At 29.4% G+C, this 15,410-nt stretch carries 13 protein-coding genes, 1 pseudogene and 1 riboswitch; all 14 genes and pseudogenes read right to left on the bottom strand.

Going from position 1 to position 15,410, the window contains the following annotated elements; translation table 11 throughout:
• Positions 1–239, bottom strand: a pseudogene (locus ACRC03_RS18430) (helicase); the annotation flags it as partial.
• 133 nt (positions 240–372) lie between these two features.
• On the bottom strand, positions 373–1,128 hold the full coding sequence (locus tag ACRC03_RS18425) for an ABC transporter ATP-binding protein (protein WP_438654070.1): 756 nt from the start codon (positions 1,126–1,128) through the stop codon (positions 373–375).
• 5 nt (positions 1,129–1,133) lie between these two features.
• Positions 1,134–2,156, bottom strand: coding sequence for a FecCD family ABC transporter permease (locus ACRC03_RS18420; protein WP_438654069.1), 1,023 nt, complete (start codon positions 2,154–2,156; stop codon positions 1,134–1,136).
• Entirely contained in the window at positions 2,143–3,057 is a 915-nt protein-coding gene (locus ACRC03_RS18415; protein ID WP_438654068.1) for an ABC transporter substrate-binding protein, read from the bottom strand. Before ACRC03_RS18415 ends, ACRC03_RS18420 begins: the two co-directional genes overlap by 14 nt.
• A gap of 151 nt (positions 3,058–3,208) precedes the next feature.
• Positions 3,209–3,381, bottom strand: a riboswitch (cobalamin riboswitch).
• A 105-nt stretch (positions 3,382–3,486) separates the two neighbouring features.
• Positions 3,487–5,274, bottom strand: coding sequence for a methyl-accepting chemotaxis protein (locus ACRC03_RS18410; protein WP_438654067.1), 1,788 nt, complete (start codon positions 5,272–5,274; stop codon positions 3,487–3,489).
• Positions 5,275–5,536: 262 nt separating this feature from the next.
• On the bottom strand, positions 5,537–6,154 hold the full coding sequence (locus ACRC03_RS18405) for an ABC transporter ATP-binding protein (protein ID WP_438654066.1): 618 nt from the start codon (positions 6,152–6,154) through the stop codon (positions 5,537–5,539).
• Positions 6,144–7,076: an ABC transporter ATP-binding protein gene (locus tag ACRC03_RS18400; protein WP_438654065.1), complete on the bottom strand. Its 933-nt coding sequence runs from the start codon at positions 7,074–7,076 to the stop codon at positions 6,144–6,146. Before ACRC03_RS18400 ends, ACRC03_RS18405 begins: the two co-directional genes overlap by 11 nt.
• A gap of 9 nt (positions 7,077–7,085) precedes the next feature.
• Positions 7,086–7,958 (bottom strand): ABC transporter permease, encoded by an 873-nt coding sequence (locus ACRC03_RS18395; RefSeq protein ID WP_438654064.1) that lies wholly within the window; start codon positions 7,956–7,958, stop codon positions 7,086–7,088.
• Positions 7,955–8,923 (bottom strand): ABC transporter permease, encoded by a 969-nt coding sequence (locus ACRC03_RS18390; RefSeq protein ID WP_438654063.1) that lies wholly within the window; start codon positions 8,921–8,923, stop codon positions 7,955–7,957. The genes ACRC03_RS18395 and ACRC03_RS18390 overlap by 4 nt, the downstream gene beginning before the upstream one ends.
• A 1-nt stretch (position 8,924) precedes the next feature.
• Positions 8,925–10,541: an ABC transporter substrate-binding protein gene (locus tag ACRC03_RS18385; protein ID WP_438654062.1), complete on the bottom strand. Its 1,617-nt coding sequence runs from the start codon at positions 10,539–10,541 to the stop codon at positions 8,925–8,927.
• 134 nt (positions 10,542–10,675) lie between these two features.
• Entirely contained in the window at positions 10,676–12,067 is a 1,392-nt protein-coding gene (locus ACRC03_RS18380; protein ID WP_438654061.1) for a bifunctional metallophosphatase/5'-nucleotidase, read from the bottom strand.
• A gap of 209 nt (positions 12,068–12,276) precedes the next feature.
• Entirely contained in the window at positions 12,277–12,831 is a 555-nt protein-coding gene (locus ACRC03_RS18375) for a PepSY domain-containing protein (RefSeq protein ID WP_438654060.1), read from the bottom strand.
• Positions 12,832–13,032: 201 nt separating this feature from the next.
• Positions 13,033–13,878, bottom strand: a complete 846-nt coding sequence (locus ACRC03_RS18370) for a DUF3298 domain-containing protein (RefSeq protein WP_438654059.1) — start codon at positions 13,876–13,878, stop codon at positions 13,033–13,035.
• A complete protein-coding gene (locus ACRC03_RS18365) occupies positions 13,871–14,392 on the bottom strand; it encodes an RNA polymerase sigma factor (RefSeq protein WP_438654058.1) in 522 nt (173 codons plus the stop codon). Before ACRC03_RS18365 ends, ACRC03_RS18370 begins: the two co-directional genes overlap by 8 nt.
• Positions 14,393–15,410 lie beyond the last annotated feature (1,018 nt).

Raw genomic sequence — 15,410 nt, 5'->3', positions numbered from 1 at the left:
TGGCTTCTTTTTTGATATTTCATAACATCCATAGCTGATACAAACTCTGAAATTTTATCTATTCCATTGTCTATAGAAACAGACCCTAAGTCATTCCATAGTTCTCTTTGTGTTTCTTTAGCATCTCTTGCTAGTTTATTTTTAGCATCACGCTTTTCACCAAGTTGCTTTGTAGTCTCTTTAAGGACTTTTTGCAGCCATTCATTTTCGAGATTCCATTCATAATTATTTATACTCATTCTACGTCCTCCTTGACTATGCAGACTAACTTATTTGTTACTATATCAATTATACATAAATAAACATATATTAATAGTCTAGTAATAAAAAATTCGCTTAAGCGTAAAAAAATAGTTACAACTGTTGTTGTAACTATTTCCACTTCTCTAATACTTCTAGCATAAATTCTTTTACATCTATGCCATATATATTTTTTAAATTATCTCCATCAAAAACTTCTTTAGATTTACCATAAGCCATTATCTTACCATCTGCTAGTAAGCAAACATCATCACTAAAATAATGAACTAAGTTTAAATCATGAAGTACTCCTATAACAATCTTATCATTTTCTTTAGCCCAAGTTGATAAGTGTTTTAATAATTCTATTTGGTATTTTAAGTCTAAGTGATTAGTTGGTTCATCTAAAAGTATAATATCTGGGTCTTGTGCAAAAGTCCTAGCTAAGAAAACTCTTTGTAGTTGACCTCCTGAGAGTTCACTTATAAGCTTATCTTTTTGCTCTAAAAGCCCTACTTTATCTATACTCTCCATGATTATCTTTCTATCTTTAGGACTTAGTATATTAAAAAGTTTATTAGAATGAGCATATCTTCCTAAAGCTACCGTTTCATATATAGTATAAGGAAAATAAATTTGTGTTATCTGGCTCATTAAAGCAATTTTAGTTGCTAGCTCTCTTCTATTAAACTTAGATACTTCTTTGTTTTCAATTTTTACACTTCCTCTATAATCAATAATGTTTGCTATTGACTTTAAAAGTGTACTTTTTCCACAACCATTTGGCCCTACTATACAAAGGTTCTTCCCCTTTTCAACTGTAAAACTTACATTCTTAATTATATCTACATCATCATATCTACAATAAAGATTACTTACTTGTAGCATACCTATCACCTCTTACCTTTACTAAAGTACACATAAGCAAAAAATGGTGCTCCTATTAATGCTGTTATTGCTCCTACTGGTAGCTCTGCTGGAGATATTATAGTTCTAGATATTAAATCCGTTATTACCATTAAGCATCCACCAAAAATAAAGGACATTGGTATTACGTATATATGTCTTGAACCAAATATTCTTCTAACTACATGTGGTGATATTAAATCTATAAATCCGATAGTTCCACTTAAAGAAACTGCACTTCCTGCTAATATTGTAGAAAATATGAACAGTCTTTTCTTAACCTTGCTAGTATCAACACCTACTGCTTTAGCTTGTTCTTCTCCAAAAGTTAGTATATCCATTTCTCGAATATATTTTGAAACTCCTAGCATACCAATTACCACAAAAGGTATTATAGCTTGAACATAAGAAAATCCTCTCATTGAAAAACTACCCATTTGCCAAAGTGTTATACTTTTTAAGTCTTCACTAAATACAGCTGTTAAAGTTGTAAGTAGTGCATTTACAAATAATGAAAATACCATACCTGCTAATATAATAGTATTATTCGACATTGTTTTATCTATTTTAGATGAAAATATTATTACAGAATACACCGTTAAAAGTCCAAATAGAAATCCTACTATTGGAAGGGTAAAGTTTCCTAAGAAAGATACATTTAATCCTAATATTATTACTAGTCCTGCACCTAGTGAGGCTCCTGAAGAAACCCCTAAAGTGTAAGGAGACGCTAGTTCATTTTTAAGTACTGATTGAACTACTGCCCCACTTACTGCTAAAGATCCACCAACAAAAAATGCTAATAAAACTCTAGGTACTCTTATTGACCATATTATTGCAACATCTTTAGGTGCAATATTTTCTCTTAAAGGTATATTAAAAAGTTTATTCAATAAAATCGAAATTGTATCTAATATATCAATATTGGAACTTCCTATAGAAGTTCCAATATAAAGTATGAAAAATACAATCGGTACAAATAGTAAAGCTAGTTTTTTATTTTTCTCCATATTTCTCTGGATGAACAGCAACTGCTATTTCTTTTAGTGCTGTTACTATATGCTGTGATGGTCTTGATGATGGATTTGTACTTATTGAATAAACTTGATTGTTTTTAACTGCATTAATATTTTCCCAGCCTGGACGAGATTTTATTGATTCTACTGGCTTATCTACATAGTTAACATTAGTTAGTATTATATCTGGGTTAGCATCTAATACTGCCTCTTCACTTGGATTTAACCATCCTTTTTGGTCTTTAAATATATTTTCTCCTCCTACTAATTCTATCATTTCATTTAAGAATGTTTCATTGCCAAAACTATAAAGACTAGGAGCAGGACCTATTTCAAAGTAAACTTTTTTCTTGTCCTTTATTATTTTACCTATTTCTGATATTTTTTCTACTTCTGATTTCATATTATTAACTATTTCTTCACCTTTAGGTTTTGTATTAGTTATATCTGCCATAAACATAATGTCATCATATATTCCTTGAATACTATTACTACTTGGTATGTAGAATACACTTATTCCAGCTTCTTTTATTACTTCAAATGGATCTTTACTATTTCCAGTTTTATTATGCCCTGAAGCTATTATTACATCTGGTTCTAATGCTATGATTGCTTCAGCATCTGGTGCACTAAAATCTATCTTTTCTACATCTGATGGTATTCCTTTTACATCACCAGAATAAGTGTCTACAGCTACTAATTTTTCCGCTAATCCTAATTCTACTAATACTTCTGTATTTGATGGTGCTGTAGATATTATTCTATCCATTTTTTTAGGAAGTGCAACTTTATTTCCTTCCCTATCTTTCATAACAGTTTCTTTTTTACTACATCCAATTAGTCCTATTGTTATTATTAGAACTATAGATAATAAAACTGATAATTTTTTTCTCATAATAAATCCTCCTATATGATTTTGTTGTAACACTTTCATTATAACTGTAAGTTATAAACTTTCTATGGTGCATATAAGACAAAAAAAGCACACCTTGAGGTATGCTTTAATAAACATTTATAATGCTTTTAACCCTGCCCTCAGAAGGTTTTAGCTAACTTTTGCATAGGCAGGTCTCCCGGCTCAACTTCATCCTCCATCTCACCTTCCCGCTTTCACAGTGGTATATTGAGATTTCGTCGGTCTTACGGTTACTGGGGTAGCTTAGAAATTACATCTAATTCCCTATTAAGTCTTCTGACACCTAGTGCTTGTTAATATTTAAAGTGTTTTATTTTTTATTCAACATTAGTATAACACCTTAATTTTACTTTATCAAATATTATATTTTCAAATGTTTTACTTAACTGTAATATAACAGCTCAAAGCCTATACTTTAAATTTTCCTAAAGTTAGTTTTTGTAACATTTCATTTTTAGGTAACTTATCAGTTTCGTAACTATTAAACATTGTGTCTTTTAATTTAAATTTACTTATTGTATCTTTTAATACTTGAGCTTGAGCTGACAACTCTTCACTAGCTGCAGCACTTTCTTCTGATGTTGCACTATTACTTTGAACTACTTCTGAAATTTGCTCTACACCTATATTTACTTGTGCAATAGCTTCTGCTTGATGGCTATTTGCATCTGCTATATTTTGTATAACTTGCTCTGTTCTATTTGAACCCTTTACTACTAAGTCTAATGATTTTGCTGTTTCATCAACTATTTTCCTTCCATTTTCTATAGCATTAAGTGCAGTTTCTATAAGAATTGCTGTATTTTTTGCACTTTCTGCAGATTTTCCTGCTAGATTACGAACTTCATCTGCCACAACTGCAAATCCTTTACCAGCAGCACCTGCACGAGCAGCTTCAACAGCTGCATTTAAAGCAAGAATATTAGTTTGGAAAGCTATATCATCAATATTTTTTATTATCTTTCCTATTTCATTCGAAGCATTACTTATTTCATTCATAGCTACTACCATTTCTGTCATTTGTTGCTTACCTTTTGCAGTAGCAACAGTTGCTTCTTTGGACACTTTTTTTGCTCGTAGTGCATTTTCTGCAGTTTCATTAATCTGAGATGCAATATCATTTACTGTTGCAGCAAGCTCTTCTATAGAACTAGCTTGTTCTGTAGTTCCTTGTGCAAGTTCTTGTGCTCCCACAGAAACTTGATCTGAACCTATTGCTACTTGTTCTGAAGTTTGTGCAATTTGATATACCATAAAATTTAATTCATAGATTAATGTATTTATATTTGTTTCTAGTTTTTTAAACTGACCTACATAGTTTTTCTCAAGTTCAATATCTAAATCTCCACTAGCAACTTTAGATAATACTACAGAAACTTCATCAATATACTCTTGATAATTTACTAATTGATTAATAGTTTTGTTAAATGCCTCTGCAAGTTCGCCTGCTTCATCTTTTGAATTTATTTCCAAATCTACATCAAAATGACCTTCTGCTATTTGATGAGCTGCACTAGTTATCTTTTTAATTGGCTTGGAAATTGAAGAAGCTATTACATATATAATTATTCCAACAAATATTAATACTACTACTGCTGCTAAGGCTACTCCTATAATAGTACTTCTGTTACCCTCACTTATTAAAGTATTAACAGATTCCATATCAATCCCACAGAAGTATGCCCCTATTATATTTTTATTATCATCATACATTGGATCATAACCAGTTAAATACTTTTTCCCTTGAATTTCAGCTTCACCAAAATATGATTCTCCTTTTGAGATTGCCTCGTATGCTTTACCAGTAGGGTCTAATGTTGTGCCTACAGCTCTTTGACCTTGTTCATCTTTTACTGTTGATAATACTCTAGTATATGTACTATCACTTTTAGCAAAAACTGTAGCCACTAGATTCATACTTTCAGATAATTTATCAATGTAATCATAATTCCCTTTTATGGCCTTACCATTAATATCAACTAGCTCTCCATTATTATTTTGTACCTTTGTAAATTGCTCCTTAATATATAATTGTAACATTTCATTACTACCTTTTATCTTTTGCGAAGATTCATATTTTACGACTTGTTCCATGGTAGTTGAACTTCTTTTTAGTCCAATACCTATCGTTAATGATAGTGCCAGAATAAATAGAACTAAAACACTAGATACAATTTTACTTTTTATACTTTTCATTTTGCTCAACCCCTTTAAGTTACCATTTATAATTTGATATATATAATTTTATTAACTCTTTTATCTTTGTTTAAATTCTATCATTTTTTCCTATTTCCTTTAATTTTTTTCGTATTATCTTATTTTTTTACATTTTATTTATAGTATAAAGATTTCTACAACAATATAAATCTTATATCTCTGTACAAACGCTATTAATAATATTTATAATTTTGAATATTAAAAAAGCCAGAAAAAAATTCCTGACTCTTGTAACTTTATTCTACACTATAGCTTTAAATTCATCTAAGTTAACTATTCTATCACATAATCTATCAATTAAAGCTTTTTCATGGCTTATAACAATTAAACCTATATTTTGTTTTTTTACATATTCTAAGACTACATTCCAAATTTGGGCCTGTGTAATTGCATCTAGCATCGTTGTCATCTCATCAGCTATTAAGAATTTTGTATCATTTGATAATGCTCTCACTACACAAAATCGCTGAAGCTCTCCACCAGATAATTCACTTGGCCATCTGTTCATCCATTCCTTTTTTATTCCCATTTCATTTAATAAATCTTGTGATGGTTCAAAAGCTTCATTTACAATTTTGTCCATTCTCCACTTTGGATTCACTGCCTTTTCAGGATGTTGAAAAATTAATTGTATTTGATTATAACCATTTTTTTTAAATTCTTCTCCATCTATTGTAACTTTTCCACTATATTGCTTTTCATAACCTGATAAAATTTTTGCTAATGTTGTTTTCCCAAATCCACTAGGAGCTACGAGACCTACTATTTCTCCACTATTTATTTCAAAATCTAAATCTTTAAATATATAACGCTCTGTATTATTGTATTTGAAACTAATTTTTTCACCTTTAAGTAGCATTTAAACATCTCACCATCCCATCTCTGACTTGATTTGTTTTAGGCCTAATTACCTTACACTTCTCTGATGATTTATCACATCTTTCAAAAAATAAACATCCCTGTGGTAATTCAGTTGGGAGTGGTTGAGAACCTTTTATCGGTTTAAATTTATTTTGTGGTAAAGCATTAAATAGGGCTTTTGAGTATGGATGTCTAAGGCTTTCACCACCATTTTTGAAATCCTCTACATTGGCTACTTCTAATGTAGTCCCTGCATAAAAAACAGCTATTTTATCTGCAACTTTAAGTGCTGCATCTATATCATGGGTTATCATAAGTACTGCACATCCATTATCTGCAATTTCTCTAAAATGACCTAATACTTCATCTAAAGATTTTTCATCTAATCCTGGTGTTGGCTCATCTGCAATGATCACTTTAGTATTGGTTACTAATGCTGTTGACAAAAGTACTTTTCTAGCCATTCCTCCTGAAAGCTGAAATGGGTATAAATTGTTTACTTTTTCGCTTAACCCATATTTCTTAAATATACTATTTTGCAATTCATCAGCTTTATTTTTATTTTCTATAGATATTTTTACTTGATTTGCTACCTTCATCAACGGGTCTAGGTAGTTTACAGATTGAGGAATTAATACTATTTCCTTACCTCTAAGTTTTTCTTTTCTTTTTGAAGTTAACTCTTCTTCTTTATAAATAATATTACCCTCCGTTGTTGCATTGTTAGGTAATATACCAAGAATAGCATGCGCTAATAAGCTTTTTCCTGAACCACTAGAACCTACTACTGCCAAAATTTCACCTTCATAAAGTTCTATATCTAAATCTGTTATTACCTTTAAATCTCTTTTTCTTAATCCTTTTGTATATTGTGAAAAGGAGACGCCTAAGTTTTTTACTGTTAATATTGGTTTTTTCATAGTTTCCTCCTATTTATTAGCCATCTTAGGATTTATAAGTCTACTTATTTGTTTCCCTATATTATCAACCATAAGTGAAACCATTACTAAACTAACTCCTGGGAAAAATGCTAGCCACCATCTTCCACTACTCAAGTACTTCATAGCTTCAGATAATATTATCCCTATAGCTGGTTCATGTGGTGGTAATCCAAATCCCAAAAATGTAACTGATGCTTCATGTAACACTGCATGGGGAAATATAAGTACAATACCTACTAATAATTGTGGAATTATATGAGGTAAAATATGATTAATAGCAATATACAAGTTACTTCTACCAAAGTTTTTAGATACTTTTACATATTCTGAATTATTTATTTGCATAACTTCTGCTCTTATTATTCTAGTTAGAGAAGGCCAATGTGTTAAAGATACTCCTATTACTATACCTTTTAGTCCTCCTCCCATTGCAATAGATATAAGTATTATTACTAAAACATGAGGTACAGCTAAACATAAATCTATTAGCCATGTTATAAAAGAATCCACTCTTTTCCCTAGTGTGGCTCCTAATAATCCTAACGTTAATGCAATAATACCACTTATACAAGAAGCCATAATTGCTATTTTCATACTTAAACTTAGCCCTTTTATTGTTCTATAAAACATATCTCTTCCCATCCAGTCAGTTCCAAATATGTATTCTAAACTAGGAGCTAAGTTTTTATTTATTAAGCTAATAGATAAATGTTCCTCTGTTATAAAACTTCCTACTATTAAAATAAAAATTAAAAATGTTGTAAATAAAGCAATTGAAGCTATTGTTTTTTCTCTAATACCAAACTTAAGTAGGGGACTTTTATTTTTTTCTACAGTTATGTTTTCATATTGTTCAATCATTTAACCGCCCCCTCCTTCATTCTTGGATCTATTACTTTATATAAAATATCTGCCATTAAGTTACCTGTAAATATAAATAACACACTTACAAGTACTATACCCATTAGTAAAGGTAAGTCTCCTTTTATTCCAGCTTGAACTGTTGCTTGCCCCAGTCCTGGATACGAAAATACTTGCTCAGCAAATACAGTTCCTGCAAATAATTCACTAAAAGATAAAAATTGTAAAGTTATTGCTGGAAGTGCTACATTTTTAATGATGTGATTAAATATAATACTTTTCTTACTTTCGCCCCTAGCCTTTGCAAATAATATATAATCAGAACTAAGTATATCTATAACCTTTTCCCTAGTATGTAGACAAATATTTGCTACTCCTAATACACTTAATGTTAATGCAGGCAATACCAAATGTTTTGCCAAACTATTTAGTGTAACTTCGCTAGATAGTACACCAATTGGAACACCTAAAGCCACAGGAAATAATTTTAATTTTACAGAAAAAATCATAATAAATAATATACCTAGCCAAAATGTTGGTGTGGATACTAGTACATAACAATATCCTCTTATTAATTTATCAATTATTTTTCCTTCATTCATACCTGAAATTATACCTAGCAAAAAACCCAAGAATCCCGAAATAATCCAGGCTACAAACATAAGTACAAGTGAAGCCATAAATTTTTCTGCTATTACTTCTACTACAGGTCTTCTATATATCATTGATGTTCCTAAATCACCTTTTGCAATAGATGAAAACCATGCCATAAATCTTTCAGCTGGAGGCTTATCAAGCCCCCAATGTTTTGCAATCTCCTCCCTTTGTGCTTGTGATACAGTTAAATCTGCTCCTACATAAGCATTTATTGGGTCTAGAGGAGATTTTTCCATTAAACAAAAAGTTAATATAGATACTGCAACTAATAATGATGCTAACTTTAGTAACTTCTTTACTATATACACTTTACTCCCAGCTCCATTCAGTTATATTATCTAATATTCTTCCTCCATGAGGTTGAACTACTGGTTTTCCAATATTCAAATTTTCATCTGCAATATATATATGACCTGCATTTACTAACCAAGCATATGTACAATCACCTTTAGTTGAATATCCTGTTTTACCATCCCACTGAGCTTTTTTCCAAAACTCCATAGCTTTTCCTTCATCTTCACTTTGCATAGCTTGATCTAAGTATTTGTCTACAGTATTGTTTTTGTAGTAACCTGCATTATTCCAAGGAGCTCCTTTGCCAAGTACTTCACTACTATATAGACTATGTAGTTCTGATGGATCACCTGAACCCCATCCAAATAATACTGCTTGAGAGTTTATTTCTGGCTCAATATTATCCCAAGTTTTAAGTTCTAACTCTATTTTTATACCTATTTGTTTAGCTGTCTCACTTACTGCTAATCCCAAATCTTGTCTATACATACCATCTGTATATAATAGTTTAAACTGCGCATCTTTTCCATTCTTTTCTACAATTCCATCTGAATCTGTATCTTTCCATCCACCATCAGCTAAAATTTGTTTTGCTTTTTCTATATCTCCATCTCCAGTTAATACTGTTTCTTCATTTAGCCATGGCATTTGCTCTAAGCCTGTTGTTGATATTTTACCATACCCTTCTAAAACACCCTCAACTAATTCTTCTCTATCTATTGCATAGTTTAAAGCTTCTCTTATTGCTTTATCACTAGTAACATCATTTCCTATTGGATAACCTTTTTCACTTTTTTGTCCACTTGCTTGCATCGGGAATTCTACTCCGTATGTTTCTATACTATCTAATGTTATTATTTCTTTTCCAGGTACTTTTTCCTTTGCAAAAGAACCTGGTATTGATGCAACATCTACATCTCCTGATTTAACTGCTGCATAAGCTGCATCTCCACCTAAGAATACTAATGTTAGTTTTTCTATACCTGGCTTTTCACCGTAGTAATTTTCATTAGCTATAGCAATAACTTGTTGTCCCTTGTCCCATTGAACAAATTTATATGGACCTGAACCAATTGGATTATTAGCAAACTCTGCATTATAAGCATGTTTTGGAACTATTCCTACTGAAGCAAGCTTTTCTATAAATATAGATTGTGGTTCTGTAAGTTTAAATTTCACTGTATATTCATCCTTTGCGCTTACACTTTCTAATACTGTCAAATCAATACTTGAACCACTTTTTTTTGCTGTATCATAAGTAAATACTATGTCCTCTGCTGTTAATTTTTCACCATCAGTAAACTTTGCATCTTCTCTTAATTTTACTGTCCATGTTAGCTTATCCTCTGACACTTCATACCCTGTAGCTAAATCGTTTTCCATGCCTAGTTGTTTATCTCTTTTAAATAAGGTAGAGAAAAATACCCTAGTCATAGATCCATGACCTCCTACTGTAGCATCTAATCCATCTGTTGGTTCAACTGCTACTGCCGCTACAAGTTCATTATTTTCTTTACGTGTATTGGTAGCTTCTTTGGGTCCATCTTCTCCACCTTTAGTGGTACATCCTACAATTGATGTAGCTGTCAACATTATTGCTAATAATACCCCTATTGATCTTTTTACCTTCATAAAATTTATCCCCCTTTATTACTATGCAATAAAAAAACCATAAAAAGCTAAAGTGCAATCAATTTGCACAAGAACCTTCATGGTTTGATTTTTATTATTTATTTAACATTATTGTAGCATAATTTTTTATAATATCAACATTTTTTCGTTATTTTTTTATTTATCCATCTATCAACAGAGGCATTTTTTATAAATTCTTCTCTACACAAATAGTCTCTAAGTATTATTCTAATATACTCTACTTTATATTTTTCATTTTTATTATTAGCTAAATCTTTATAACCACTACCTCTTTGTAAATAATCTGAAGTTGCAACTCTATAGTATTTTTCTTCCTCAAGTTCTTGTCCATTGATAATTATTTTGATTATATGATTTTCATTATGCTCAATTAAGGCTCCTGAAATATGTAGTCTTCCTAAAAATTTTCCTCTAAATCCTGCCCCTGAGCCATCCTTGTAACAAATTTCAGGTTCTAAAGACTGCTCTAGTGCTGACTTTAAATATTTACCTTGTATTTCCATATATGTTGGGTTTAATGGTGAAGGGCATATTTCAATTAGCTTTTTTAAAGATACTTCACCTTTTCTTATACCACTGTTCATAATTCCGCTGTTAATTAAACCAATATCACAATTAAATACATCTCTAATAGCGTCTGCTAATAAATTCGTTATTGGATTTTCCTCTACTACATCATGCCACATATCTCTATTAATATTATAAAGTGGTACTCCTAGATTATTTTTAGCAATCTTCTTATTTTCCTCAATAATCTTTAGAATACTTTCGTCCATTTTTTCATTAGCTATATTATAATTTAGCCCCTTAACATTGCTAATTTTTCCATCATAGTCAAATTCTAAAATTCCTAAATTTTCACCGTAGCAACCAGACATATGAATAAAAGTATTATTAACTAATTGCACCTCTTCCATTAACTTATGGCTATGACCATCAATTATAATGTCTATACCGTCCATAGTATTAGCAATATCAGTATCCTCAATAAGCCCTAAGTGTGAAAGCAAAATACATACGTCATATTTCCCCTTATTAAAATCTATTTCCTTCAAAATTTCTTCCTTATAGTCTAAGGCATTCATACCTAGCAAAGGAAAAAAATCATTATAATCAGGTGAGGTTCCAATAATTAAAAATTTTACTCCAGATTTATCAATTATTATACTTCTTTTAACTCCTTCAATACTACTTTTATCCAAATTAACTATGTTACAAGATAAAAATGGTAAGGTTGTATTGTTTATCATTGACGTTAGTATATCTACCCCTTCAAACCCATCATTATTCCCAATTGCAATAGCTTCATATCCAGCTTCTAAAAGCAACTTTGCTCCAACAGTTCCATCTGTTCCTTGAAACATTACATCTTTAAAATCATGAAAATCACCTGCATCTAAAATTAATGTGTTTTCATCTTTTAACTCTTTTATTTTAGTTGAAATTTTAGAAAAATTGTCCGTCCTACTATGAATGTCGTTAGTATGTAATATTTTAAATTTCATAATATCTGTACCCACTCCCATCTTATGTTCTTAACCATAAGTTTTCTATATCTTATTTAATTTTAATAAGGTAAAAACATCTGAGTCAATCTTTATTTACGCTTTATTTTAATATTAATATAGAAAACTTAGATAGAACTTTTGTAACAAAAAATATCAAAAAGGCTATATTATATTTTATAGCCTTCTTGATATTCATTTACTATCTTCTAATTACCTTTTTCGTATTCTATAACACTTCCATTATTAGCATCTATTTCATAGTTATATTCTATATTATTATGATAAAAATCTATTTCATACTTTTCAATTCCATTATCACTATTTTTTTCTTCTTTAATAAATTCAACTTGGTCATTTGCTAAATTTGAATGTTTTAGTGCTATTTCTTTAGCTTGCTCTAGTGTTATTTTACTATTCTTCTCAGATGTGGATGGTTGTACAATAGTATATTCTTCTACCTCATTGTCATATTCTAAAATTTCTCCAGTACTTACATTTATTTCATAATCATATTCTTTGTTATCATGATAAAACTCTATATCATATTTTTCTACACTATTTTCAATATTCTTTTCTTCTTTAACAAATTTAATTTGATCACTTTTTAGGTTAGCGTGTTTTAATGCAATTTCTTTTGCTTGCTCTATTGTTATTTTATCATTGCCTTCAGGCTGTGCTTTTTTTTGTGTAGTTGAGTTATTACATGCTACAAAAAATATGCTCATGCTAAATATAATTATTGTTACTAATATCTTTTTCATATTTACCTCCGTATGTATCAATATTATAATTTATATTATAAGTTTTTACAAAACTGATCTAATTATACACAGTTATATTTTTCTACTTTTCATAATATTCCCCTATAAAAATTATATGTGAATTTTTATATATTTAATGCCCATAGTTTTAATCACTATGGGCATTAATATATTTTTTTCTATTGTATATTTATTCATCTTCTATAAGTTTACCTTTAAAACTTCTTTAGGTATAATAAATTCTACTAATCCCATACAACCAGGTGCTACGTCATACTTATCAAAACAAATTACCAATTCATTTTTGTCATTTATATAAAAACCTTGATTTTCTTTTATAGTTTTAAAGTCCATATCTGGATATTCACTATCTATCCAGTACACTTTACCTTCATCTATTTTCATCTGCTCTCTCATTTGATTTTTTATATTTTCATTTATTATACTTATGTAATCTTTATCTTTAAACATTCCCTTAAGTGTTAAAGCTGTCTCCTTATTCTTATCTATATTATAGAATTTTCTGGTTGTATTAGATGACCCTTGTGCATGATGAGTATATACTACTAAAGATAATACTTTATCATTATTTGTTTTAGTTTCAGACCATGATTTTACCAAGTCTTTTCCTTCTATATTATCTTTTTTAAGTTCTTTCATTTCTTTTACATATTGTTTATACAGCTCTTTGCCTTCTCTTTCCATTTCTTTGTTTATATTATTTTGAAGTTCTTTATTTTTTAATCCCTCAACCTTAGAGACCTCTACTGATATATCAAAGCCATAATCATTTACACTATAATTAGAAATTCTTACAACTTTTATTATACTCCCTATTACAGGAACTTTTTCTAAAGTATCTGCAAATACAGGACTTATGTTAATACAAAGTACTACCATTCCAAGAGATGCTACACTTAATGATAATTTTTTATACCTAAAAGTTTTTTTATTTTTTAGACTTCGATTAACTATATTCTCCAAATCACTAGGGATTTCTATTTTATTATAATTATCCTTCAATTTATCTAATTTATTCTTACTCATAATATTCTCCTTTTTCACTATCTTCTATTTGAATTCTTAATAACTTTAACGTTCTATATAGTTTAGTTTTTATTGTATTCTCATTTTGTTCTAATATATTTGCTATATCAGATATCTTCATATCTTCAAAATATCTAAGTATTATTAGGGTCTTATTAAATTCTGGTAGACTATCTAGTGCCCTTTGTATATCAATATCTAAATCTATATCGTGTTCAATAAAACTATCAATCGCACTTTCATCTTCTAGATTAATATATTTTCTATTTTTTCTTATATAGTCTATTGAAGTGTTTATTAATATTTTGTAAAACCATGGTTTTATATAATTTATATCTTCTAGTGATTTTAATTTAGATAATCCTTTTAATATTGCCTCTTGAACTATATCAAGTGCATCATTTTCATTTTTTACATAGGTATATGCTACTTTATAAAATGAATTTCTATTTTGAATTACATAGTCAGTAAATACTTTTTCTTTTTTCTTTTTATTTAATATTATTAAATTCATCTTTCACGGAAGCCTCCTTTTCATTACATATATATAGACGAACTATCTTTATATAAAAGTTTTAATATTTTTATTTTTTCTATCTTTTTATCAAGTTATCTATTGAAGAGATAATTTTTTACAATGTTTTAATTATACACAAAATACCCCTATAGAGTAGATAGTTTTATAAAACATCTAATCTATAGGGGTATTTTAATTTCTATACATAGAGAGTCTATTTTTAAATTGCTTCTTCATACTGATTATATTTACATACTCTACTAACTTTTTCTGAGGAAATAAACATTAAAAATAATTCCTATAGTTGCATATCCCATTCTGGTTCTAAAAACATATACAAATATACTCATATTAAGTAAATTAATATAAATTTATTAAATAATTCACACTTCTTCTATCTTTTGATAGTTTTAAGCCTTGGTTGTACCAGTTAATTTAATTATTCAAATTGATCCTACAACCGTATTTTAAAATAATATTTTCTTGTATTCTCTAATGCCTCGCTATGAGTGCAGTAAAAGCTCCACAAGTGATTTACCCTTACTGGTCATTAGATACTAATATTATTTGTAATACTTCTCAAATTATTCTTTTATTTATATATATTTTTAGAGTCTTCAATTAGGTTCGTTACTCCTAATTAATTCTCTTATGAACTTCTTATGTTTTCAAATAAGTACAGACTATATCGCCATCTAACTAATTTTTTCACTATCATAATAGTCTATATTAATCCAATCAATACCAATAGGCATATATGCAATTTTTCCAGCAAAGTTAGATTTTTCAGTGTGTATTTCTCAATTTATCACTATACCTGAACCAGATAATTTACTTTGTATCATTTCTTTTAATATCACGTCTTTATCATATATTATTTGACACACTCCCTACAGCTAAAGCAGAGGGATTCTTGGTGGCTAACGACTTAATCACACCTAAACGATATAATCAGAGGTTGTTACAAAGCCAAGCAAAATAGACGGTGTCTTCGCCACTACTACCTTAAAGTTGT

The organism is Romboutsia sp. (assembly GCF_051659545.1).
Taxonomy (GTDB): Bacteria; Bacillota; Clostridia; order Peptostreptococcales; family Peptostreptococcaceae; genus JBOFOR01.
This window is presented reverse-complemented; position numbering and strand designations above follow the sequence as displayed.

Coding starts and splice junctions, on each gene's coding strand:
- ACRC03_RS18420 (WP_438654069.1), bottom strand. CDS start 2,156: ATGGAGAAAAATAAAAAACTAGCTTTACTATTTGTACCGATTGTATTT.
- ACRC03_RS18380 (WP_438654061.1), bottom strand. CDS start 12,067: ATGAAATTTAAAATATTACATACTAACGACATTCATAGTAGGACGGAC.
- ACRC03_RS18415 (WP_438654068.1), bottom strand. CDS start 3,057: ATGAGAAAAAAATTATCAGTTTTATTATCTATAGTTCTAATAATAACA.
- ACRC03_RS18405 (WP_438654066.1), bottom strand. CDS start 6,154: ATGCTACTTAAAGGTGAAAAAATTAGTTTCAAATACAATAATACAGAG.
- ACRC03_RS18425 (WP_438654070.1), bottom strand. CDS start 1,128: ATGCTACAAGTAAGTAATCTTTATTGTAGATATGATGATGTAGATATA.
- ACRC03_RS18370 (WP_438654059.1), bottom strand. CDS start 13,878: ATGAGTAAGAATAAATTAGATAAATTGAAGGATAATTATAATAAAATA.
- ACRC03_RS18385 (WP_438654062.1), bottom strand. CDS start 10,541: ATGAAGGTAAAAAGATCAATAGGGGTATTATTAGCAATAATGTTGACA.
- ACRC03_RS18375 (WP_438654060.1), bottom strand. CDS start 12,831: ATGAAAAAGATATTAGTAACAATAATTATATTTAGCATGAGCATATTT.
- ACRC03_RS18400 (WP_438654065.1), bottom strand. CDS start 7,076: ATGAAAAAACCAATATTAACAGTAAAAAACTTAGGCGTCTCCTTTTCA.
- ACRC03_RS18395 (WP_438654064.1), bottom strand. CDS start 7,958: ATGATTGAACAATATGAAAACATAACTGTAGAAAAAAATAAAAGTCCC.
- ACRC03_RS18410 (WP_438654067.1), bottom strand. CDS start 5,274: ATGAAAAGTATAAAAAGTAAAATTGTATCTAGTGTTTTAGTTCTATTT.
- ACRC03_RS18365 (WP_438654058.1), bottom strand. CDS start 14,392: ATGAATTTAATAATATTAAATAAAAAGAAAAAAGAAAAAGTATTTACT.